This is a genomic window from Shinella agrisoli, from assembly GCF_046557955.1.
In the GTDB taxonomy this organism is placed as follows: Bacteria; Pseudomonadota; Alphaproteobacteria; order Rhizobiales; family Rhizobiaceae; genus Shinella.
In genome coordinates this window covers 50,080-71,837 of record NZ_JBJIEP010000004.1, presented here as the reverse complement: position 1 = coordinate 71,837, position 21,758 = coordinate 50,080, and the positions used below count along the sequence as shown (strand labels likewise).

Here is a 21,758-nt window from a genome sequence, read left to right as displayed (position 1 = left end):
GAGCGCCGACCGCGGCATGAGGTCAATCCATCTGGATGTTGGCGCCCTCGACCACCGGCTTCCACTTGGCCAGCTCCGCGGTCACATGCTTGCCGAGCTCTTCCGGCGTCGAGCCGACGATGGTCGCGCTGAACTCCTTCATGCGCTCGATGACGGACGGGTCCTTCAGGGCGTTGTTGGCCGCCTCGTTGAGCTTGGCGATGATCTCGGCCGGCGTGCCGGCGGGAGCGAAGAGCGCGTTCCAGGTATAGGTCTCGTAGCCGGGAATGCCCGATTCTGCGACCGTCGGCACATCCGGGAAGGAGGCGGCGCGCTCCTTCGTCGTGACGGCGAGCGCCCGCAGCGTGCCGGCCTTGATGTGGCTGGAGGAGGAGGGCAGGTTGTCGAACATGATCGGGATCTGGTTGCCGATCACGTCGTTCAGCGCCGGGCCGGAACCTTTGTAGGGCACATGCTGCATGCTGACGCCGGCCATGCTCTTGAAGAGCTCGCCGGAAAGATGCAGCGGCGTGCCGTTGCCGGAGGACGCGTAGCTGTAACCGTCCGGATCGGCCTTCAGAAGGGCCAGCAGCTCCTCGACATTCTTGGCCGGCAGCTCGGGATTGACCACCAGCACGTTCGGCACGACGACGAGCAGCGAGACCGGCGCGAAATCCTTCTCCGCGTCGTAGGGCTTGGTCTTCAGGATGAGCGGGTTCAGCGCGTGGGTGGCGACGGTCGCCATCAATATGGTGTAGCCGTCCGGCTCCGCGCGCGCCACGCGGTCGGCGCCGAGGCTGCCGCCCGCGCCGCCGACGTTTTCCACGATGACCTGCTGGCCGAGACTCTCCGACATTTTCTGGGCGATGATGCGCGCCACCACGTCCGTCGAGCCGCCGGCGGCGAAGGGAACGACGAGCGTGATCGTCCGGTCGGGGAATTGCTGGGCGCCGGCGGGGGTGCCGAGCGCCAGCGATGCGAAGAGGGTGGTGCCAAGCGCAATGAGGGTACGGCGGGTGATCGTCGAAAATGCCACGTTGTTCTCCTCCCAGGGTGACGTGAAGTCCGCTCCCTCAGGATAGGGCGTTCGCCCCGCGAGGCAAGAGCGGACGATCAGCCGGCCGCGCGCTCCTCTCCGAGGAAGGCCTGGCCGCCATGGTCGAATTGCAGCCGGGCGAGGCGGGCATAGAGGCCGTCCTGCCGGATGAGCGACTGGTGCGTGCCTTCCTCGACGATGCGGCCCGCTTCCATGACGAGGATGCGGTCGGCCTTGAGCACGGTGGCGAGGCGGTGCGCGATGACGATCGTCGTGCGCTTGCCCATCTGGCCGTCGAGCGCCTTCTGCACCAGCGTCTCGCTTTCGGCGTCGAGCGCGGAGGTCGCCTCGTCGAGCAGCAGCAGCGGCGCATCCTTCAGGATGGCGCGGGCAATGGCGATGCGCTGGCGCTGGCCGCCGGAAAGCGTCACGCCGCGCTCGCCGACCATCGTGTCGTAGCCCTTGTCCAGCCTCCGGATGAATTCCTCCGCCTGCGCGGCCCTTGCGGCGGCGCAGATCGCCTCGTCGCTGACGTCCGGCATGCCGAAGGCGATGTTGTCGCGGATCGTGGCGGCGAAGATGGTCACATCCTGCGGCACGAGCGCGATGCGGCGGCGAAGCTCCTGCGGATCGGCCGCGCGCAGGTCCACGCCGTCGAGCAGGACCGTGCCGGCATCGGGATCGTAGAAGCGCAGCACCAGCGAGAGGATCGTGCTCTTGCCGGCGCCGGACGGGCCGACGACGGCGACCGTCTCGCCCGGCCTCACGGAAAAGCTGAGGCCGTTGATGCTGCGGTAGCCGGGGCGCGCGGGATAGGAGAAGTGCACGTCCCTGAAGCTCAGTTCGCCGCGGGCGGGCAGGGGCAGGGCGACGGGAGCGGCAGGGGCGGTGATGGCCGGCGGCTCGGCGAGCAGTTCGGTCAGGCGTTCGGCGGCGCCGGCGGCCTGCGAGAGCTCGCCCCAGACCTCGGAAAGCGCGCCGAGGCTGCCGGCGGCGAACACGGCGTACAGAAGGAACTGGCCGAGTGTGCCGGCGGAAAGATCGCCGGAGAGCACGTCGCGCGCGCCGAACCAGAGGACCGCGACGACGGAGCCGAAGATCATGGCGATGGCAAAGCCGGTGAGCAGCGAACGGGCGCGGATGGCGGCGCGGGCGGCCTCATAGGCGCTCTCGACATTGCCGAAGAAGCGCGCGCGGGCCGCCTCTTCCGCATTGAAGGCCTGGAGCGTGCGGGTCGCGCCGATGGCCTCGCCGGCATAGGCGGACGCGGCGGCCAGCGTGTCCTGCGCCTCGCGCGAGCGGCGACGCACGGAGCGGCCGAAGGCGACGAGCGGGAAGACGATGACGGGGATCGCGGCGATGACGAGGCTGGAGAGCTTCGGGCTCGTATAGACCATCATGGCGATGGCGCCGAAACAGAGGATCAGGTTGCGCAGCGCGACGGAGGCGGTGGCGCCGACGGCGGACTTGATCTGCGTCGTGTCGGCCGTCAGCCGCGAGACGATCTCGCCCGACTGGTTGACGTCGAAGAAGGCGGGCGAGAGCTTCGTCACATGGGCGAAGACGTCGCGGCGAAGGTCGGCGACGATGCGCTCGCCGAGCGTGATGACGAAGTAGTAGCGCATGGCGCTGGCGAGCGCGAGCAGGCCGGCCAGCACGAAGAGCATGGTGAAGTAGGTGTTGATGAAGCCCGCATCGGCGCCGGAGAAGCCATGGTCTATCATGCGCCGCACGGCGATCGGCAGGACCAGCGTCGTGACGGCGGCCATGACGAGGGCGGCCAGGGCGCCTGCGACGAGGCCGCGATAGCGGCCGATATAGGGGATGAGCCTGGCCAGCGGACGGATGTTCCGGCGTTTGGTTTTCGCCGGCGAGACTGCTTGTCTGTCTGTGGACACCATACCCCCGTTCCCAGTGCCTGGCGGCACGAATTGTCTTTCGGCTCTTGTTATCCAGACGGCCTTCATGTATAGGCTCGCCATCGAATTGGGAAGCCGTAGGTCCGACCGACCGCGGCTTCATTTACGTCTTTGGCCCCGCTGTCGCAATCCGTTGCGACAAATGGCCCCCGGAACAGGCAGGAAAGTTGTCATGAAGGCTGATATCCATCCCGACTACCACACCATCAAGGTCGTGATGACCGACGGCACCGAGTACGAAACCCGCTCGACCTGGGGTTCGGAAGGCGCGACGATGAACCTCGAAATCGACCCGAAGTCGCACCCGGCCTGGACCGGCGGCAACCAGCAGCTCATGGACCGCGGCGGCCGCGTCTCCAAGTTCAAGAAGCGCTTCGAAGGCCTCGGCCTCTGATCTGCATTCGGTGGACGACTTTCAGGAACCCGGCTTCGGCCGGGTTTTTTGTTGCTTGGCGTTGCCCCTCACCTGCCTGCCGGCATCCTCTCCCCGCAAGCGGGGCGAGGAGCGCTGGGCGCACCATTTTCCTGCATTCTCAAGGCTTGAAGGAAAACGGTGCAATATTTCCCTTCTCCCCGCTTGCGGGGAGAAGGTCCCGGCAGGGGGATGAGGGGCAACTCTGAAACGCAGGCAATAAAAAACCCGGCCGAAGCCGGGTTCCTCAAAGCATCCGGAGTCCCTCTCAGCTGTTGCCGAAAGCCGTCTGGAGCAGGTTGAGCTGGGCCTGGACGCTGTTCTGGTTGTCCGGCTGGAAGGTCTGGACGTCCTGCGGGCGGTAGATCTCGCGGTCGAGCAGGGCGATGCGGTTCTGCAGGCGGAGCGAACGTTCGATGAGGTCGCGGAAGGCTTCCGGCAGGTCGTTCCAGCCGGGCGCGGTCTTGTCGACGTTGAAGCTGTCGAGGCGGACCTTGTTCTTCTCGGCCAGCACCTGGTCGCGGCTCATCTCGCCGTTGTTCACGGCGCGCTGGAGGAGGAGCCAGGAGGCCATCTGCATCAGGCGCGTGGTGAGGCGCATCGATTCGGCGGCATAGAGGACGGACGCCATGCGCGGCAGCACCTTGGAGGCCTGGCGGCCGACGCCGTCGAGATAGCTTGCGGTCTCCTCGACCAGACCCATGCCTTCGGCGTACAGGGACTTGAATTGCGCCGACGACGCAACGTGGCCAGCGAAGCTGACAGTATTCAATCCTCTTTCGGACATGGTTTCATCCCTGTTGAACGCATCACATGCAGGTAACGGCAGGTCGGCCCTCGGTGTTCCAGGTGGCCGGTCTATGTCTTGAGGATGATGCCATAACCTAATTCGCGCAAGGGTATTCTTAAGAAAGGGTTAATCTCCACAATTCTTTCGCGGCAGGTGTTGCAGGGCGGTGCGGCAAACAAAAAAAGAGCCGCGGAAAGCGGCTCTCAAGGTAAAACAGGGAGAAAATCAGACCGATTCCCCAAGCGGCGAAAATGTCTGAACCCGGAAGGACCGGATGTGCAAGTAATAACATGTAAGGCTTAATGGCCGGTTAACTCTGTTGCCGTTTCGCCGGATCCTGTGCTTTTTCGGCAAGCCTGCGACGATCCGGCGCGGGTCAGCGGAACAGCTTTTCCGCCGCCGAACGGCTCACGCTCTTCTTCGCCTTCTCCGATTCGAGCCGCTCGATCTCCGCGCGAAGCAGCTCGATTCGCGCGGAAAGCTCGTCCACAGACAGCAGCGACAGGTCGCTGCCGATTTCGTGCGCGGTCTTTTTCGCCGGGCGGTCGTCGTCGAAAAGGCTCATGGGGTCCGTTCCTCCTGTTGCTCGTCGGCGGCCTGCTGCTGGGGCAGGGCGCGCGGCGAAAGCTGAAGGCTTTCCGGCGTGGTGAGTGTGCCGGGATTGATGGTCGTATAGGCGTCGCGCATTTCGGCCGGTTTGGCGGCGCGGCGGCGGCTGCGGAAGATGGCGTAGGCGGTGATCAGGATATGCGCCCAGCAGGTGACCATGAAGAGCGCATAGGGGCCGATAGCCGACATGATGGGGCCGCCGAGCGTCGGGCCGATGATGGTGCCGATACCGTAAAGCAGTAGCAGGCCGCCGGAGACCTTCACGAAGTCCTCCGGGTTGGCGAAGTCGTTGGCATGCGAGACGGCGATCGGATAGAGCGCGTTGGCGGTCGCCCCGTAGAGGGCGGTCAGCACCAGCAGCACGGCGACGGATGCGGGCTGGAAGACGAAGAGCGAAAGGCCCGCTCCTGCGGCGACCGCCGCAAGCACGGCGAGCACCAGGCGGCGGTCGACCCGGTCGGACACGCGGCCGGCCGGAAGCTGCATGACGGCGCCGGCGAAGATCGCAACGCTCATCATGATCGCGATCGTGCTGGAGGAGAGGCCCGCATTGGCGCCGAAGACCGCGCCGAGCGTGCCGAAGGCGCCGTTGGCGATGCCGATCAGCACGATGCCGACACAGGCGATCGGCGAGGTGCGGTAGAGGGACGGAATGTCGAGCTTGACCTGCTTCAGCGGCTGCGGCGAGGCGGCGGTCGAGAGCGTCGTCGGCAGCATGGCGAGGCAATAGAGGATGCCGGCGAACATGAAGAGCATGGGCGTGGAGACGTCGCCGAGCGCCACCGTCATCTGGCCGCCGACGGTACCGATCAGCGTGATGGCGATGTAGAGCGAGAAGATCAGGCCGCGGCTTTCATTGGTCGCGCGCTCGTTCAGCCAGCTTTCGATGATCATCGAGGTGCCGGCGATGGAAAAGCCGGTGACGGCCCGCAGCACGATCCACCAGAAGGGATCGACGATCATGCCCGTCAGGAGCGCGATGATGGCGATCAGCGAGGCAAAGCCGGAAAAGGCCCGCACATGGCCGATGCGCTTGACCACCGTGGGCGCCAGAAGGCAGCCGAGCACGAAGCCCGTTGCCCAGGACGTGCCGAGAAGGCCGAGCATCGTCGTCTCATATCCCTCGAAGGCGCCGCGCATCGGAAGCAGCAGGCCGTGCAGGCCGTTGCCGAGGAAGAGGAACAGCGTGCCCACGAGAAGCGCGAAGACGGATATGAGATTTTTACGCATGGGATTTTCGCAGTTTCATCGATGGGAAAGGAATAGCGTACCTGCCGGCGAATGCCAGATGCAAAGGCGGCGGGGCGGCGATTTTCAGACCTTGCGCTGATTGCTTGGAAAAATGTCTGCGGTGTGACAGGAAGGACCGAGAAAGGCCGCCATGTCGAAAATCCTTCCCGCCCTGCTTCTTGCCGCCATGCTGCTGCACATCATCCGGCCCATCGGCTGGCCCGGGCTGAAGCGGCGTGCGGATTTCTGGAAGATCGCGGTTGCCGCCATCGCGCTGATGATGCTGACGGTGCTCATCCGGCCTTAGCCGATGCGTGCATGTGGATTCTCGGGTCAAGCCCGCGGAGGACGACTGAGAAGTGGTCGGACTTGGCGACCTCAAACGCAAAAGGGCCACCGGAAGGTGGCCCCCATGAGGTTTGGTCCGGTGCGGACCCGGGCCTTTCGGCCCGAAGGAAGGCGGGTTCAGAACGAGGGCTGCCTCGTTTCCTTCACCACAATTCCCATGCCCGCAGCCAAGACCGAAATCTCATTAGACATTGGATCACCTTCCTTTCTCAACGTTGACGATACGGGAAATGTAGGTGATCCGCCGCCAAGCGCAAGCCTCCCGGCGTTATTTCTGCTGATGCAGGATTTCGACGCCCGGCAGCGGCTTGCCTTCCATCCATTCCAGAAAGGCGCCGCCGGCGGTCGAGACATAGGTGAAATCGTCCGCGACGCCGGCATGGTTGAGGGCTGCCACCGTGTCGCCGCCGCCGGCGACGGAGACGAGCTTGCCCTGCTTCGTCTGCGCGGCCGCGTGCTTGGCGGCCGATACTGTCGCGGCGTCGAAGGGTGCGATCTCGAAGGCGCCGAGCGGGCCGTTCCACACGAGCGTCGAAGCGCGCGAGATCCAGGCATTGACGGCCTCGATCGTCTTCGGGCCGACGTCGAGCATCATGGCATCGGCGGGGATGGCCTTGACGTCGACCACCTCGTTCTCGGCGTTTGCCTTGAACTCGCGGGCGACGACGCCGTCTTCCGGCAGCACGATGGCGCAGGTGGCGGTCGCGGCCTCGATCATGATCTGCTTGGCGGTTTCGGCGAGGTCGTGCTCGCAGAGCGACTTGCCGACATCCGTGCCGCGGGCGGCAAGGAAGGTGTTCGCCATGCCGCCGCCGATGACCAGCGCGTCGACCTTCTTCACGAGGTTCATCAGGAGGTCGATCTTGGTGGAGACCTTCGCGCCGCCGACGATGGCGACGACCGGGCGGGCCGGGTTGCCGAGGCCCTTTTCCAGCGCTTCCAGCTCGGCCTGCATGGTACGGCCGGCATAGGCGGGCAGGAGGTGCGCGAGGCCTTCCGTCGAGGCGTGCGCGCGGTGCGCGGCGGAGAAGGCGTCGTTGACGTAGATGTCGCCGTTTGCGGCGAGCGCGGCGGTGAAGTCCGGGTTGTTCTTCTCCTCGCCCTTGTGGAAGCGGGTGTTTTCGAGGAGCAGGATGTCGCCGTTCTCCATGGCGGCTATGGCTGCGGCGGCCGGCTCGCCGACGCAGTCGGCGGCGAAGCGGACCGTCTTGCCGAGCACGTCGTTCACGGCCGGAAGGATCTGCTCCAGTGACATGTCGGCGACCGCCTCGCCCTTCGGGCGGCCGAAATGGGCGAGCAGGATGACCTTGGCGCCCTTGCCGGAGAGTTCGAGGATGGTCGGCGCGACGCGCTCGATGCGGGTCGCATCGGTGACCTTGCCGTCCTTGACCGGCACGTTGAGGTCGACGCGGACGAGTACGCGCTTGCCGGCGATGTCGGTAAGGTTGTCGAGGGTCTTGAAGGTCATGGGGATGGCTCCCGTCAAAGTCTTGAGAACAGGGTGGGGTAATCGGTTACGAAGCCGTCGGCATCGACGGATAGTTCCGCGGTGAACGTGCCGTCCGCCGCCTCGTAGAGGTAGCGGTTCGCCGGTGCGATGCAGGTGTAGATCTGCTCGTCCACGATCGGCTCGAACGTATCGAACGGCACATAGACCATCGCCAGCAGCGGGCTCTTCTCACCGGCTGCAATGGTGAGGCGGCGGATCGGCAAGGTGTTGGTGAAGGGCGAACCGGCAAGGTCGATGTCGATGCAGCCGTCGAAAGCCGGCAGCGGCGCCCCGTCCTCCCGCCGCCAGCGGCCTTCGCCGTCGGAGGTCATCGCGATGCGGCGGCCCGCCGTTTCCTCGACCACGAAGGCGCGGACGCGCCAGCGGGCGTCGAGATCGATGCCGTAGCGCACGCCGTACGGTCCTGCCCCGCCTTCGCCGATCAGGACGCTTTCGGCACGAAAGCCGCCGTCGACGGCGCGCAGGGTCAGGTGCTCCAGCCCCTCGCCCCCGAGCGGACGCCAGCGGACCGTCTTGAGGGCAAGGGGCGGGAACATGGACTCAGATCAGCTTGGCGAAGGCGACGGCCGTGTCGGCCATGCGGTTCGAGAAGCCCCATTCGTTGTCGTACCAGGTGAGGATACGGACGAACGTGCCCTCGAGAACCTTCGTCTGGTCGACCGCGAAGATCGAGGAGTGCGGGTCGTGGTTGAAGTCCTTGGAGACGAGCGGCTCCTCGGTGTAGCCGAGCACGCCCTTGAGCGGGCCGTTCGCGGCGGCCTTGATCGCCTCGTTGACTTCCTGGACGCTCGTTGCGCGCTTGGCGACGAACTTGAAGTCGACGACCGAGACGTTCGGCGTCGGCACGCGGATGGAGGTGCCGTCGAGCTTGCCCTTCAGTTCCGGCAGAACGAGGCCGACGGCCTTGGCCGCACCCGTCGAGGTCGGGATCATCGACAGCGCCGCAGCGCGGGCGCGATAGAGGTCCTTGTGCATCTGGTCGAGCGACGGCTGGTCGTTCGTGTAGGAATGGATGGTCGTCATGAAGCCGTGGTCGATGCCGAAGGCGTCGTTCAGGACCTTGACGACCGGAACGAGGCAGTTCGTCGTGCAGGAGGCGTTGGAGATGACGAGGTGGTCCTTGGTCAGCTTGTCGTCGTTGACGCCGTAGACGACCGTCAGGTCCGCGCCGTCGGCCGGAGCCGAGACGATGACGCGCTTCGCGCCGGCCGTCAGATGCGCGGCGGCCTTGTCGCGGGCGGTGAAGATGCCCGTGCATTCCAGCGCGATGTCGACGCCGAGCTCCTTGTGCGGCAGCGTTGCCGGGTCCTTGATCGCGGTCACCTTGATCGGCTTGCCGCCGCCGACGGTGATCGTGTCGCCATCGACCTTCACTTCGGCCGGGAAGCGGCCGTGGATCGAATCGTAGCGCAGCAGGTGCGCATTGGTCTCGACCGGGCCCAGATCGTTGATTGCCACGACTTCGATGTCGGTACGGCCGGACTCGACGATCGCGCGCAGAATGTTGCGGCCGATGCGGCCAAAACCGTTGATGGCAACTTTCACAGTCATTTCGGGTCTCTCCCTATGGATAATCTGTTGGCGGTGTGGGCGCGGCGGCAGGCCGCGCCCGACGGCGCTCAGGCGAGCTTGGCTTCCGCGGCGGCGACGACGGCCTCCGGCGTGATGCCGAAGTGCTTGTAGAGCTCCTTGTAGGGACCCGAGGCGCCGAAGGTGGACATGCCGATGAAGAGGCCGTCCGAACCGATGAAGTGATCCCAGCCCTGGCGGATGCCGGCCTCGACGGCGATCTTGACCGGCGAATTGCCGATGACCGCCCGCTGGTAGGCTTCCGGCTGCTCGGCGAAGAGCTCCCAGCAGGGCACGGAAACGACGCGGGTCGAGATGCCCTTGGCGGAGAGCGCCTGCTGCGCCTTCACGGCGATCTCGACTTCCGAGCCGCTCGCGAAGATCGTCACCTGCGCGTCGCTTGCCGAGACGAGGTCGTAGGCGCCGCGGGCGCAAAGGTTCTCTTCCTCATATTCCAGGCGCACCGGCATCAGGTTCTGGCGGGTGAGCGCGATGGCCGACGGGCGGTTGTGGCTTTCGAGCGCGAGCTGCCAGCACTCCGCCGTTTCCGTGGCGTCGGCCGGGCGGAAGACGAGGAGGTTCGGGATCGCGCGCAGGGCCGCGAGGTGCTCGACCGGCTGGTGGGTCGGGCCGTCTTCGCCAAGGCCGATCGAATCGTGCGTCAGCACGTGGATGACGCGGATGCCCATCAGCGCGGCGAGGCGGATCGAGGGACGGCAGTAGTCGGAGAAGATCAGGAAGCCGCCGGAATAGGGGATGAGGCCGCCGTGCAGCGCGATGCCGTTCATCGCCGCCGCCATGCCGTGCTCGCGCACGCCGTAGTGGATGTAGCGGCCGGAGAAGTCGGTCGGGGTGATCGACTTGGTCTGGCTGGTCTTGGTGTTGTTCGAGCCGGTGAGGTCGGCCGAGCCGCCGATCGTTTCGGAAAGGACGCCGTTGATGACCTCAAGCGCGTCCTCCGAGGCCTTGCGGGTAGCGGGGTTCGGCCTGGTTTCGGCGAGCTTCTTCTTGTAGGCGGCGATCGCCGGATCGAGGCTGCCTTCGAGGTCGCCGGCAAACCGGCGGACGAACTGGGCCTTCTTCTCGGCCTCGGTCTTTTCGAGGCGCGCTTCCCACTCCTTGTGGGCCTTGGCGGAGCGCAGGCCGGCGAGGCGCCAGGCGTCGAGCACGTCGGAGGGAACGACGAAGGCTTCCGATTCCCAGTTCAGCACCTTGCGGGTCGCGGCGATCTCTTCCGCGCCGAGCGGCGAGCCGTGCACCTTGTGCGTGCCGGCCTTGTTCGGCGCGCCGAAGCCGATGGTCGTCTTGCAGGCGATCATGGTCGGCTTGTCGGACTTCTGCGCCTCCTCGATGGCAGCGGCGATCGCATCCGGATCGTGGCCGTCGACGGCGATGGTGTGCCAGCCGGACGCGCGGAAGCGGGCGTGCTGGTCGGTCGAGTCGGCGATCGAGATCGGGCCGTCGATCGAGATGTTGTTGTCGTCCCAGAACACGATCAGCTTGTTCAGCTTCAGGTGGCCGGCGAGCGAGATTGCTTCCTGGCTGATCCCCTCCATGAGGCAGCCGTCACCCACGATGACATAGGTATGGTGCTCGATGAGGTCGGAGCCGAACTCCTCGCGCAGCTTGCGCTCGGCGATCGCCATGCCGACGGCATTGGCGATGCCCTGGCCGAGCGGGCCGGTCGTGGTCTCGATGCCGGCGGCGTGGCCGTATTCCGGGTGGCCGGCGGTCCTGGAGCCGAGCTGGCGGAAGTTCTTGATCTCGTCGATCGTGATGTCCTCGTAGCCCGTCAGGTAGAGCAGCGAGTAGAGAAGCATCGAGCCGTGGCCCGCCGACAGCACGAAACGGTCGCGGTTCGGCCAGGCCGGCGTCTTCGGATCGAAGGAAAGGAATCGGGTGAAAAGAACCGTTGCGATGTCTGCTGCGCCCATGGGCAGGCCGGGGTGACCCGAGTTCGCCTTTTCCACGGCATCCATGGAAAGGAAGCGAATTGCGTTCGCCATCCGGTCGTGTTTTTCGCGAGAGATCATGACTGTTCCGTATTCTTCGGGGTGTCAGGGCCGACGTCGTCAAGAAGCATCGGTTGGAAGCGGCTGACACATAGCAGGTGCACCGTCTAAGTCAACGAATTCGGCGGTTTTTGCGGCAGTTGCGGGCCGATTCCGCCGGCTTTTTCAGCATTTGCAAAAGGGTGTGCCCGGGCGCCCGCACAACCGCCTCGAACGCTGATCCACAGGGGCTTTGACGCCGGGATTGCCGCGCTGTTGACGCTCAGCCCCGCAGTTGAATACTGTCAACGCGGGAGAACCGGCGCCGGCGGCGGCGATTCGCGTTTTTTGAGAGTGCCGGTGAAGGCTTGATGACAAACGGGGAAACAGTCAGGGCAGCAATCGAGGAGCTTCGCAGGGCGATAGCCAGCCTCGACAACGCGCTCGACATGCGCTTCGACCGCGAGCGCGAATACGGCGAGGTGGAAGGCGAGGTGCGGCGCGTCAACGCCGATCGTTCGCGGCTCGCCCAGGAGCTCGACCAGTCCGAATTCCGCGCAAACCGCCTGGAGGAGGTCAACCGCGAGGTCTCCCGCCGGCTCGTCACGGCCATGGAAACGATCCGGGCCGTGCTCGACCGTTAATCGCAATCAGAAAGTGACCGCATGGCTCAGGTAACCGTACAGATCGATGGCAAGGCCTATCGCATGGCCTGCGAAGAGGGCCAGGAGGCGCACCTGGAAGAGCTCGCCGCCGGTTTCGATCGCTATGTCGGGCATCTCAAGAGCCAGTTCGGCGAGATCGGCGACCTCAGGATCACCGTCATGGCCGGCATCATGGTGATGGACGAACTGAATGAAGTCACCCGCCGCCTCAACAAGCTGGAAAAGGAGGCCGAGGAACTGCGCAAGGGGCGGGAAGGCGTGATGAGCGAGGTCTCCCGCAACGAGGAGGCGATCGCGCAGGCGCTGGGCGAATTGACCAGCCAGATCCAGGGCATGGCCGCCAAACTTTCCGGCAAGCCGCCGATCAACTGATCGCTAGAAATCCTACTGGCGAAAAGCTGTTTTTCCGCCTATATATCGCAAGCGGTCTGCGCTTCCCGACAGGTAACAACATTCCCCGGGGCCATACACGATCTCAAGGGAGCTGTCCCTGACCGGACCCGTGGGTCCGGACATACGGCGCCCACCTACTTAGTAGGCACCCGGGATCGTATCACGCCATCGGTTGTCGTGGATCGCACTTTTCAAATCGCCAGCCGTTCGATCCGCTTGAACACGCCTCGGATCGTATTGGCTCTTCCGCGGATCGGCTCGCCCCGCCCGCGCCGTCGCGGCCCGGTTTGATGACAACCATCGCCCCAAGCACTGCGTCATCCTCGGGCTTGACCCGAGGATCCGTTCTTTTCAAAGGCTTATGGATGGTCGGGTCAAGCCCGACCATGACGGAGGAGAGGTTCGGCGGACTTTGTCAGCAGCCTGGGCCGCCCCGGAGGGCGGCCTTCGTGTTTGCGATGGTGGGGGATGCGCCTTACGCAGCCGCCTTCAGTTCCTTGTCGACCATGGCGCGCAGGCTGCCGAGGTCCTTGGCGAAGGCGCGGATGCCTTCGGCGAGCTTTTCCGTCGCCATGGCGTCCTCGTTCAGCATCCAGCGGAAGCTCTTCTCGTCGATCTTGACCGGCGTGACCTTCGCGGCCTTTTCCGGCGAGAGCTTGCGCTCCAGCGTGCCCTCGGCGGCATCGAGCTCTTCGAGGAGGGCGGGGCTGATCGTCAGGCGGTCGCAACCGGCCAGCGCCTCGATCTCGCCGGTGTTGCGGAAGGAGGCGCCCATGACGATCGTGGCGATGCCGTTGGACTTGTAATAGTCGTAGATCGAGCGGACCGAGAGCACGCCAGGGTCTTCCTCCGGCGTGAAGGTCTTGCCGCTCGCCTTGACGTGCCAGTCGAGGATGCGGCCGACGAAGGGCGAGATCAGGAAGACGCCGGCATCGGCGCAGGCGATCGCCTGGGCCTTGTTGAAGAGCAGCGTCAGGTTGCAGTCGATGCCTTCCCTCTGCAGCACTTCCGCGGCGCGGATGCCTTCCCAGGTGGAGGCGAGCTTGATGAGGATGCGCTCGCGGCCGATGCCGCGTGCGTCATAGGCCTTGATGATCTCGCGGGCCTTGGTGATCGAGGCTTCGGTGTCGAAGGAAAGGTCGGCGTCGACCTCGGTCGAGACGCGGCCCGGCACGAGTTCGGCAAGCGCCGCGCCGACGGAGATGGCGAGGCGATCGGCGACGGCGGAGACGACACCTTCGCGGTTGCCGCCCTGCGACTGGCCCCAGCGGAGGGCTTCGGCGACCGCATCGGCGAATATCGGCGTGCCAAGGGCCTTCAGGACGATGGTCGGGTTGGTGGTGCAATCGACCGGCTTCAGGCGGCGCACGGCTTCGATGTCGCCGGTGTCTGCCACGACGGTCGTCATGGCGCGGAGTTGTTCAAGCTTGGATGTCATATCCGAAATCCCGAATGGTTGCTGCTGGCCGCATTCCCTCAGAAACGCTGGGCCTTCCTCCATGTTCCTGTGACGCGCGCCCGGCGACCGTGCTTCCGTTTCGCTCGCCGCGCGTGCTGGCACAACCAGCCTGCCGGCACAAAGCCGCCAGCCGATACGAGGCGGACTATCATCGCTTCCATGGGCAAAAGTCAAGCACTTTTGACCAATCTCTTGAACATATGTCGCATTTTCCGCCCGATGTGATAAGGTGGCCCGGAAACGATTGCAGGAAGATGGAGGCGACGTGGCAAGGCTCCGGCGCGACACTCATACGGCCTATTCGGAATCGGCGGCGCTGAGGCTGCGGGCCGCCTGGCTCTATTACAACCAGGGCCTCACCCAGAAGGACGTCGCGGAGAAGATCGGCGTCAGCCGCACCACCGTCATCCGCATGCTCGACGAGGCGCTGAAGCGCTCCGAGGTGCAGATATGGATCAACGAAGGGGTCGGCGACTGCGTCGAGCTCGCCGTGCGGCTGGAGAAGGCCTACGGCCTCGACGAGGCGGTGGTGGTGCCGGCCGCCGATAGCGCAGAGGCGACGGCCAAGGGCGTCGGCCTTGCGCTCGGCCAGTTCCTGACCGAGGCGATTGCGGACGATTGCACCATCGGCGTCGGCTGGGGGCGGACGCTGACGGCCTCGCTCGCGAGCTTCCGTCCGGCGCGGCGCGAGCGGGTCAAGGTCGTCTCGCTGCTCGGCGGCGTGGTGGAGGCGCACCACATCAACCCGATCGAATATACCTGGCGGCTGGCGAGCCAGCTCGGCGCGGAGTGTTACCTGTTCCTGGCGCCGCTGCTCGTCGATTCCGGGGAGACCAAACGCAGCCTGATCGAGAAATGCGGCCTGAAGACGCTGTTCGAGCTGGCGGAGAACATGGACATCGCGGTGGTGAGCTGCGGCGACATCGGCCCGCGCTCGAGCTCCCTCTCTCGCGACTTCATCGCCCGGCACGAGCTGGAGGAACTGATCGCGGCCGGCTGCGTCTGCGACACGATGTGCAACTTCCTCGACGCCGAAGGGCATACGATCGACCATCCCATCCGCCACAGGGTCATGTCGATCGACCTCGATACCGTGAAGAAGGCGCGCCATATTGTGCTCGTCTCCGGCGGCGCGCACCGGGCACCGGCGATCCGCGCCACCATCCGCCGCATCGGCTGCAACACGCTGATCACCGACGAGGGCGCCGCGCAGGCCATGCTTCGGCTAGCCGAAACCTCTGCGGCCGCTTGACAAGACTAGATCAGGCCGAGACGGACGGCACGGGTGATCGCGCCGGTGATGTTGCGGGCGCCGAGCTTGTCGACAGCGCTGCGCAGGGCTTCCGTCACGCGCGGCAACGTCAGGTCGGTTTCGAGCACGATATCGGCCGGCGTCCTGCCGTTGGCGGCAAGCTGGAGGCACCGTCTTTCGATCTCGGTCAGCTCAGGAAGGCGGGAGGGATCGTTTTCCGAGGGCATGCGCCCCGCTTAAAGACTTGAAGTCCACGCGCAAAGCGCAAGCTGTTCCAATGCTTAACGCCGGGCGGCGGCGTTCCGCCGTCCTGTTCCGTTGTGGCACAGGTCCTGCCATGTCGCAAAGGGAAGGGAATTTGCCTTCCGGCGCTGCTAGCTGGTAAGCCACGGCAGACAGGCTGGAGATACCTCGTGACACCCAAGGAACAAAAGGCGGCAATCCGCAATGAACGGCTGGCCTTGCGCGATGCGATGCCGCCGGAGGCGCGCATCGAGGGCAGCCTTGCCATGGTGGAGCATGCGGGCGACCGTATCGATTTCGAGCCCGGTACGGTGATCTCCGGCTTCTGGCCGATCCGCTCGGAGGCGGATATCCGCCCGCTGATGGCGCATCTGCGCACGCGGGGCGCGCGGCTCTGCCTGCCCGTCGTGCTCGATCGCGAGACGATCGTCTTCCGCGAACTGGTCGCCGGAGCGCCGGTGGTCAAAACCGGCTTCGGAACGACCGGACCGGGGCCGGAAGCGGCGGTGCTCGATCCGGACATCCTGCTGGTGCCGCTTTCCGCCTTCGACCGGGCGGGCCACCGCATCGGCTACGGCGCCGGACATTACGACCGGGCGATCGACCGCCTCAAGGCGAAAGGCCGTGCGCCGAGGCTGATCGGCATTGCGTTCGACTGCCAGGAAGTGGCATCAGTACCCGCCGAGCCGCACGACGTGCCACTGGATGGCATCCTCACCGAAAGCGGCCTTCGCATGTTCCAACGGGTTTCATAAGGCAGATCGATGCGTTTTCTCTTTCTGGGCGACATGGTGGGCAAGACCGGGCGGACGGCCGTCTGGGAACGCCTGCCGGGGCTGATCAGCGATTTCAGGCTGGATTTCGTCGTCGTCAACGGGGAGAACGCGGCCGGCGGCTTCGGCATCACGGAAGAGATCTTTCTTGAGACGATCAACGCCGGCGCCGACGTGGTGACGACCGGCAACCATGTGTGGGACCAGAAGGAGGCGGTGACCTTCGCCGGCCGCCACGACCAGTTCCTGCGCCCTGCCAACTATCCGGCCGGAACGCCGGGGCGCGGCGCCAATCTCTTCATCGCCCGCAACGGCGCCCGCGTGCTCGTCGCCAACATCATGGGCCGCGTCTTCATGCATCCCGAGCTCGACGACCCGTTCACCGCGGGCGAGGCCATCCTCGCGTCCTGCCCGCTCGGCGAGCAGGCGGACGCGATCATCTTCGATTTCCACGCCGAGGCGACGAGCGAGAAGCAGTGCTTCGGGCATTTCGTCGACGGCCGCGCCAGCGTCGTCGTCGGCACGCACACGCATGTGCCGACCGCGGACTTCCAGATCCTCAACGGCGGCACCGGCTACATGTCGGATGCCGGCATGTGCGGCGACTACGATTCCTCGCTTGGCATGGACAAGGAAGAGCCGCTCAACCGCTTCATCTCGAAAATGCCGAAGGGCCGATTCGAGGCGGCGTCCGGGCCGGCGACGATCTGCGGCCTGGCGGTCGAAATCTCCGACCGCACGGGCCTTGCCGAAAGGATCGCGCCGCTTCGCCTCGGCCCGCGCCTCAGCGAGGCGGTGCCGGATTTCTGGCGCTGATCTTCGCCGTCAGATCATGTGGCGCAGGTGGTCGGCCGAGCCGTCCGTGAAATTCAGGTGCGCCTTCACGCCGACGTCCGGCTCCTCGTCCGGATTGAAGTTCGCCTTGGCGATCTCCCAGCCGAACTTCAGCTTGCTGCCGGTCGAGGCCCAGATTTCCACGTCCTCGATTTCGAGCGCCAGCATGGTGAGCTTGGGATCCTCCTTGCCGTGGTCGAACCAGGCTTCGACGATGGAACTCCAGTATTCGTCGACTTTCACCGGATCCTTGCGCACGGAGATGCGGCCGGCGATGCAGGCGTGATAATCGTGATCCTTGCCGACCACGCAGAAATGCGCACGCGATCCCGGCGAGATAGCCTCGACGATGTCCGCATCCGTCTTGGTGAAGAACCAGATCGTCGCCGTCTGGCGGTCGAGTTGCGGCGCCATCGGCTGCATGTGCATATGGCTGCCCTCGATGCCGAGCATGCCGGCATGGATCCGGTCGATCTCGTCGAAGAGCTGTTCCTTCGGGTTTTCGCGCGCTCGGGTGAGATTGGACATGGTTGTTCCTCTCAGTCGTTGGGTTGATGCGGGGGGAACGTGAGGCGGCAGACAAGGTTCCGACCCGGGGGGACACCGGCCTGCTCAACCGATTGTGATCGGCAAGCGTGCCGGCAAGCCTCGACCCGTTCCGCATGCGGGCGCATAGTCCCGCCGACCAATGAACGGAGCCGCCCATGCCGCATCTCCTGCTCATTCCGTTGATCATCGCCGCGCTTGCGGTCTTCGCTGCGCCGCGGCCTTCACTCGCCCAGGCCGAAACGCCGGTCAGCCAGTGCCAGATGATCGCCCGCTCGCTGCCTTCCGTCACCTTCGCCAGCTTTTCGTCCGCGTCCGCGCTCCAGGTGCAGGGCAGGGCGAGCGAGGAGGTGCGCATCACCTATATCGGCCATTCGACCTTCTTCATCGAAACGCCGGCGGGCGTGAAGATCGCCACCGACTACAACGGCTGGTACAAGCCCCCGGCGCTGCCGACCGTGGTCACGATGAACAAGGCCCATTCCAGCCATTACACGATGAACCCGGAACCGGGCATCCGGTATGTGCTGCATGGCTGGGACGACGATTCGGACAAGGGGGCCGACCACGATGTCGTGGTGGACGACACCTATGTCCGCAACGTGCCGACCGACATTCGCGGATGGGGCGGGGCGATGGAGCCGAAGGGCAACTCCATCTTCATCTTCGAGGTCGCGGGCCTTTGCATCGGCCATCTCGGCCACCTTCACCATGAGCTCACCGAAAAGCAATATGCCGAGATCGGCCGGCTCGACGTGCTGATGGTGCCGGTCGACGGCGGGCTCACCATGGGCGCGGAGAGCATGAGCCGGGTCGTGCAGCGCCTGCGTTCCGCCCTCATCCTGCCGATGCACCGCCGCGGGCCGCCGATCAGCCAGTTCCTCTCGATGTTCGGCAAGGGGTTCGATGCGGTGACCGACGACGATGCGACGATCACGGTCTCCGCCCGCAGCTTGCCCAAGCGGCCGACGATTCATATTCTTGCCGGCGTCTGATGCCGGAGTCCCTTCATGCGTTTCCTTCTCGTCGTGCCCGTTCTGCTGCTTTCTTCCGCCGTTGCCCTGGCAAGCGGGGCGCCGACGCCGGGCGGCCCCGCTGCCGAATCCGGCCAGCCGCGCGAGACGGGAACGCAGCCGGTGGAAAAGGTGCCGACGCGCTCCTTCGGCGTAGCCGAGCGTTTCGTCATGCCCTCCGGCAATATCGGCTGCACCTATGTTCCGGAAGGCGGCACGGAGGCCTACCGTCCGGCTGACGGCGGCCCGGAGCTTTCCTGCGACCGGGTCGAGCCGAAATATCTGCGCGCGACGCTCGGCCGGAGCGGCAAGGCGGTGGTGCGTACCAATGTCGGTGACCGGGGTTGCTGCAGCGGCGAGAAGACGATCCCCTACGGCCAGACCTGGTCGGCGGGACCTTTCATCTGCTATTCGGAGCGCACGGGGCTGATCTGCGAGCGCAATGACGGCCATTCCTTCCTTCTGAGCCGCGCCCGCGTGCGGGCCGACTGAAAACCGCCCGTCGCTTTGTTCGCCGGACTGCTGGACGTCCGGCGACAATGAAATTATAAGGCGGCATTCCAAAAATCGGGGCAGCAGGCCGGCGCGTCATCGCGCTCGTCATGTCCCGCACAGCGACCGGCGACCGAAGACAAGGGCGCCAAACAAGACAGGGGTGCCATGGCTGGCCATTCACAGTTCAAGAATATCATGCACCGCAAGGGCCGGCAGGATGCCGTGCGGTCGAAAATGTTCTCCAAGCTCGCGCGCGAAATCACGGTCGCGGCCAAGACCGGCCTGCCCGACCCGGCGATGAACCCGCGCCTGCGCCTGGCGATCCAGAATGCCAAGGCGCAGTCCATGCCGAAGGACAATATCGAGCGCGCCATCAAGAAGGCCTCCGGCGGGGATGCGGAGAACTACGAGGAAGTCCGCTACGAGGGCTACGGCCCGGGCGGCGTCGCCGTCATCGTCGAGGCGCTGACCGACAACCGCAACCGCACCGCCTCCTCCGTCCGCTCGACCTTCTCTAAGGCCGGCGGCGCGCTCGGCGAAACCGGCTCGGTCTCCTTCTCCTTCGACCGCGTGGGCGAGATCACCTACAAGCTTTCCGCCGGTGACGCGGACGCCGTCATGGAAGCCGCCATCGAGGCCGGTGCCGAGGACGTGACGACCGACGAGGACGGCCACACGATCATCTGCGGCTTCGAGGACATCGGCGAGGTCTCCAAGGCGCTGGAAGACAAGCTGGGAGAAGCCGAGACCATCAAGGCGATCTGGCGGCCGCAGAACACGGTGCCGGTCGACGAGGAGAAGGCGCAATCGCTGATGAAGCTCATCGACACGCTGGAAGATGACGACGACGTGCAGAACGTCTATTCGAACTTCGAGGTCTCCGACGAGGTCCTGGCGAAGCTCTCGGCCTGATCGGGCACGAACCTCTCCTGCGTCATCCTCGGGCTTGAGGCCGCAGGATACCAAAGGGCCGGGGCCGCAAGGCGCCCGGCCTTTCCCGTCAGGCGGCCCGGGCCAGTTCGTCGCGGGCCTGCGCGAAGAGACGGACGGACTCCAGCCGCGCCTCCATGTCGTAGATCGGCATGGAGACGATCAATTCGTCCGCTCCGGTGAGCGCCAGGAAATCGGCGATGCGGCGTCTGATCGTCTCGGGCCCGCCGACCACCGCGTATTGCAGCGTGTGCTCCACCATGGTGCGTTCCTGCTCGCTCCAGAACCCGTCCATGCTCTCGACCGGCGGGGGGAAGGCGTCCGGCGTGCCGCGGCGCAGGCGCACGAAGGATTGCTGCATCGACGTGAAGAGATGGCCGGCCTGCGCATCCGTATCCGCAGCGGCCCCCATGACGCCGACCATGACATGCGGCCGGTCGAGATGCTGCGAGGGCTGGAAGCGGTCGCGGTAGATTTCCAGCGCCGTCAAGAGCATGTCCGGTGCGAAATGCGAGGCGAAGGCGAAGGGAAGGCCGAGCATGCCGGCAAGATGGGCCGAATAGTGGCTGGAGCCCAGCAGCCAGACGGGGACGTTGCTGTTCGCGCCGGGAACGGCGATGACCTTCTGCTCGGGGTTCGCTGGCCCCAGGAGCTGCATCAGCTCGACGACGTCCTGCGGGAAATTGTTGGCGGCGCTGTCGAGGTTGCGCCGCAGCGCCTGGGCGGTTCGCATGTCCGTGCCCGGGGCGCGGCCGAGGCCGAGGTCGATGCGGCCGGGAAAGAGCGCGGCGAGGGTGCCGAACTGCTCGGCGATCACGAGCGGGGAATGGTTCGGCAGCATGATGCCGCCGGAGCCCACGCGGATCTTCTCGGTGCCGGCGGCGACATGCTGGATGACGAGCGAGGTGGCGGCGCTGGCGATGCCGCGCATGCCGTGGTGCTCGGCGAGCCAGAAGCGTTCGTAGCCGTGGGCTTCCGCCTCCTGGGCAAGGCGCCGCGAATTGGCCAGCGACTGGGCGACGGTGCCGCCTTCGATGACCGGCGAAAGGTCGAGGATGGAGAAGGGCACCATGGAGGAAGCCTCGCTGTAAGCGGATTTGATCGTCCTCCCATGTAGGTTCAGTTTCGTGAAATCCAAGCGGCGGCTCCGCCGTTTTCCGGCGGCATATTTCTGTTTTTGTTTTGTTCACATTTCGCTGGCAGGGTCGGCTCGACAGGACTAGGGTTCGAGGAATGCAGGAAACGATTCGCATCATCGGCATCGATCCGGGGCTTCGCCGCACCGGCTGGGGCATCATCGAGACGCTCGGCAATTCGCTGCGCTTCGTCGCCTCCGGCACCGTGACCTCCGACGGCGGCATGGATCTCGCCTCGCGCCTCTGCCAGCTGCACGATGGCCTCTCGGAGATCGTGCACGGCTACCGGCCTGACGAGGCGGCGGTGGAGCAGACCTTCGTCAACAAGGACGCCACGGCGACCCTGAAGCTCGGCCAGGCGCGTGGCATCGCCATGCTCGTGCCGGCCCGCGCGGGCCTGCGCGTTGCAGAATATGCGCCGAATGCGGTGAAGAAGGCCGTCATCGGCGTCGGCCACGGCGAGAAGCAGCAGATCCACATGATGCTGAAGGTGCTGATGCCCAAGGCGACCTTCACCGGCAACGACGCCGCCGACGCGCTCGCCATCGCCATCTGCCACGCCCACAACCGGCAGGGCCTTTCTGGCCGGCTCGCCAAGCTCGCGGGCTGATTTGTTCTTGACTTGT

24 protein-coding genes and 1 other RNA gene are annotated in these 21,758 nt (G+C 65.4%); 12 read left to right on the top strand and 13 right to left on the bottom strand.

Annotation, left to right across the window (positions count from 1 at the left end; genetic code table 11):
- Positions 1–22: 22 nt before the first annotated feature.
- Positions 23–1,015: a Bug family tripartite tricarboxylate transporter substrate binding protein gene (locus ACIIOY_RS04475; protein WP_411033428.1), complete on the bottom strand. Its 993-nt coding sequence runs from the start codon at positions 1,013–1,015 to the stop codon at positions 23–25.
- Positions 1,016–1,092: 77 nt separating this feature from the next.
- On the bottom strand, positions 1,093–2,916 hold the full coding sequence (locus tag ACIIOY_RS04470) for an ABC transporter transmembrane domain-containing protein (protein WP_411033427.1): 1,824 nt from the start codon (positions 2,914–2,916) through the stop codon (positions 1,093–1,095).
- A gap of 190 nt (positions 2,917–3,106) precedes the next feature.
- Here ACIIOY_RS04470 and rpmE point away from each other — a divergent pair, with 190 nt between their 5' ends.
- Positions 3,107–3,328 carry a 50S ribosomal protein L31 gene (gene rpmE, locus ACIIOY_RS04465; RefSeq protein ID WP_411033426.1) on the top strand — a complete coding sequence of 74 codons (222 nt, stop codon included), beginning with the start codon at positions 3,107–3,109 and terminating at the stop codon, positions 3,326–3,328.
- 286 nt (positions 3,329–3,614) lie between these two features.
- On the opposite strand, the gene rcdA is transcribed toward rpmE, so the two are convergent.
- The 3 genes from rcdA to ACIIOY_RS04450 all read right to left on the bottom strand — a co-directional run bounded on the left by rcdA (position 3,615) and on the right by ACIIOY_RS04450 (position 5,975).
- The gene (rcdA, locus tag ACIIOY_RS04460) at positions 3,615–4,133 is read right to left on the bottom strand and encodes a protease adaptor protein RcdA (RefSeq protein ID WP_411033425.1); all 519 of its coding nucleotides are present in this window, start codon (positions 4,131–4,133) and stop codon (positions 3,615–3,617) included.
- Between the two features lie 379 nt (positions 4,134–4,512).
- Positions 4,513–4,701 (bottom strand): DUF1192 domain-containing protein, encoded by a 189-nt coding sequence (locus ACIIOY_RS04455; protein ID WP_411033424.1) that lies wholly within the window; start codon positions 4,699–4,701, stop codon positions 4,513–4,515.
- Entirely contained in the window at positions 4,698–5,975 is a 1,278-nt protein-coding gene (locus tag ACIIOY_RS04450; protein WP_411033423.1) for an MFS transporter, read from the bottom strand. Before ACIIOY_RS04450 ends, ACIIOY_RS04455 begins: the two co-directional genes overlap by 4 nt.
- 151 nt (positions 5,976–6,126) lie before the next feature.
- Between ACIIOY_RS04450 and ACIIOY_RS04445 the strand changes: the two genes are divergently transcribed.
- Complete coding sequence (locus ACIIOY_RS04445) at positions 6,127–6,282, top strand: hypothetical protein (protein WP_411033422.1); 156 nt, start codon at positions 6,127–6,129, stop codon at positions 6,280–6,282.
- A gap of 309 nt (positions 6,283–6,591) precedes the next feature.
- On the opposite strand, the gene ACIIOY_RS04440 is transcribed toward ACIIOY_RS04445, so the two are convergent.
- The 4 genes from ACIIOY_RS04440 to tkt all read right to left on the bottom strand — a co-directional run bounded on the left by ACIIOY_RS04440 (position 6,592) and on the right by tkt (position 11,435).
- Positions 6,592–7,791, bottom strand: coding sequence for a phosphoglycerate kinase (locus tag ACIIOY_RS04440; protein WP_411033421.1), 1,200 nt, complete (start codon positions 7,789–7,791; stop codon positions 6,592–6,594).
- 14 nt (positions 7,792–7,805) lie between these two features.
- Positions 7,806–8,369: a putative glycolipid-binding domain-containing protein gene (locus tag ACIIOY_RS04435; RefSeq protein WP_411033420.1), complete on the bottom strand. Its 564-nt coding sequence runs from the start codon at positions 8,367–8,369 to the stop codon at positions 7,806–7,808.
- Positions 8,370–8,373: 4 nt separating this feature from the next.
- Positions 8,374–9,384 (bottom strand): type I glyceraldehyde-3-phosphate dehydrogenase, encoded by a 1,011-nt coding sequence (gene gap / locus ACIIOY_RS04430; RefSeq protein ID WP_411033419.1) that lies wholly within the window; start codon positions 9,382–9,384, stop codon positions 8,374–8,376.
- Positions 9,385–9,452: 68 nt separating this feature from the next.
- On the bottom strand, positions 9,453–11,435 hold the full coding sequence (gene tkt, locus ACIIOY_RS04425) for a transketolase (protein ID WP_411033418.1): 1,983 nt from the start codon (positions 11,433–11,435) through the stop codon (positions 9,453–9,455).
- 329 nt (positions 11,436–11,764) lie between these two features.
- Here tkt and ACIIOY_RS04420 point away from each other — a divergent pair, with 329 nt between their 5' ends.
- The 3 genes from ACIIOY_RS04420 (at position 11,765) to ssrS (ending at position 12,639) form a co-directional block, all read left to right on the top strand.
- Positions 11,765–12,037: a DUF4164 domain-containing protein gene (locus ACIIOY_RS04420; RefSeq protein WP_411033417.1), complete on the top strand. Its 273-nt coding sequence runs from the start codon at positions 11,765–11,767 to the stop codon at positions 12,035–12,037.
- A gap of 21 nt (positions 12,038–12,058) precedes the next feature.
- Entirely contained in the window at positions 12,059–12,430 is a 372-nt protein-coding gene (locus ACIIOY_RS04415; protein WP_411033416.1) for a cell division protein ZapA, read from the top strand.
- Positions 12,431–12,480: 50 nt separating this feature from the next.
- Positions 12,481–12,639: non-coding RNA, 6S RNA (gene ssrS / locus ACIIOY_RS04410), on the top strand.
- Between the two features lie 287 nt (positions 12,640–12,926).
- Here ssrS and tal read toward each other — a convergent pair.
- The gene (tal, locus tag ACIIOY_RS04405; RefSeq protein WP_411033415.1) at positions 12,927–13,889 is read right to left on the bottom strand and encodes a transaldolase; all 963 of its coding nucleotides are present in this window, start codon (positions 13,887–13,889) and stop codon (positions 12,927–12,929) included.
- A 286-nt stretch (positions 13,890–14,175) separates the two neighbouring features.
- Here tal and ACIIOY_RS04400 point away from each other — a divergent pair, with 286 nt between their 5' ends.
- Complete coding sequence (locus tag ACIIOY_RS04400) at positions 14,176–15,162, top strand: sugar-binding transcriptional regulator (protein ID WP_411033414.1); 987 nt, start codon at positions 14,176–14,178, stop codon at positions 15,160–15,162.
- 5 nt (positions 15,163–15,167) lie between these two features.
- Here ACIIOY_RS04400 and ACIIOY_RS04395 read toward each other — a convergent pair whose 3' ends face one another.
- Positions 15,168–15,389, bottom strand: a complete 222-nt coding sequence (locus tag ACIIOY_RS04395) for a hypothetical protein (RefSeq protein WP_411033413.1) — start codon at positions 15,387–15,389, stop codon at positions 15,168–15,170.
- A gap of 186 nt (positions 15,390–15,575) precedes the next feature.
- On the opposite strand from ACIIOY_RS04395, the gene ACIIOY_RS04390 reads away from it, so the two are divergent.
- Together ACIIOY_RS04390 and ACIIOY_RS04385 are read left to right on the top strand one after the other, a co-directional pair.
- Positions 15,576–16,160 (top strand): 5-formyltetrahydrofolate cyclo-ligase, encoded by a 585-nt coding sequence (locus ACIIOY_RS04390; protein WP_411033412.1) that lies wholly within the window; start codon positions 15,576–15,578, stop codon positions 16,158–16,160.
- Positions 16,161–16,169: 9 nt separating this feature from the next.
- A complete protein-coding gene (locus tag ACIIOY_RS04385) occupies positions 16,170–16,994 on the top strand; it encodes a TIGR00282 family metallophosphoesterase (RefSeq protein WP_411033411.1) in 825 nt (274 codons plus the stop codon).
- 9 nt (positions 16,995–17,003) lie between these two features.
- On the opposite strand, the gene ACIIOY_RS04380 is transcribed toward ACIIOY_RS04385, so the two are convergent.
- The gene (locus ACIIOY_RS04380) at positions 17,004–17,540 is read right to left on the bottom strand and encodes a pyridoxamine 5'-phosphate oxidase family protein (RefSeq protein ID WP_411033410.1); all 537 of its coding nucleotides are present in this window, start codon (positions 17,538–17,540) and stop codon (positions 17,004–17,006) included.
- Positions 17,541–17,716: 176 nt separating this feature from the next.
- Here ACIIOY_RS04380 and ACIIOY_RS04375 point away from each other — a divergent pair, with 176 nt between their 5' ends.
- The 3 genes from ACIIOY_RS04375 to ACIIOY_RS04365 all read left to right on the top strand — a co-directional run bounded on the left by ACIIOY_RS04375 (position 17,717) and on the right by ACIIOY_RS04365 (position 19,978).
- Positions 17,717–18,553 (top strand): MBL fold metallo-hydrolase, encoded by an 837-nt coding sequence (locus ACIIOY_RS04375; RefSeq protein WP_411033409.1) that lies wholly within the window; start codon positions 17,717–17,719, stop codon positions 18,551–18,553.
- A 15-nt stretch (positions 18,554–18,568) separates the two neighbouring features.
- A complete protein-coding gene (locus ACIIOY_RS04370) occupies positions 18,569–19,063 on the top strand; it encodes a hypothetical protein (protein ID WP_411033408.1) in 495 nt (164 codons plus the stop codon).
- Between the two features lie 168 nt (positions 19,064–19,231).
- The gene (locus ACIIOY_RS04365; protein ID WP_411033407.1) at positions 19,232–19,978 is read left to right on the top strand and encodes a YebC/PmpR family DNA-binding transcriptional regulator; all 747 of its coding nucleotides are present in this window, start codon (positions 19,232–19,234) and stop codon (positions 19,976–19,978) included.
- An 88-nt stretch (positions 19,979–20,066) separates the two neighbouring features.
- Here ACIIOY_RS04365 and ACIIOY_RS04360 read toward each other — a convergent pair whose 3' ends face one another.
- Positions 20,067–21,068, bottom strand: coding sequence for an LLM class flavin-dependent oxidoreductase (locus ACIIOY_RS04360; protein WP_411033655.1), 1,002 nt, complete (start codon positions 21,066–21,068; stop codon positions 20,067–20,069).
- A 161-nt stretch (positions 21,069–21,229) separates the two neighbouring features.
- On the opposite strand from ACIIOY_RS04360, the gene ruvC reads away from it, so the two are divergent.
- Positions 21,230–21,742, top strand: a complete 513-nt coding sequence (ruvC, locus tag ACIIOY_RS04355; RefSeq protein ID WP_411033406.1) for a crossover junction endodeoxyribonuclease RuvC — start codon at positions 21,230–21,232, stop codon at positions 21,740–21,742.
- The last annotated feature ends 16 nt before the right edge of the window (positions 21,743–21,758 follow it).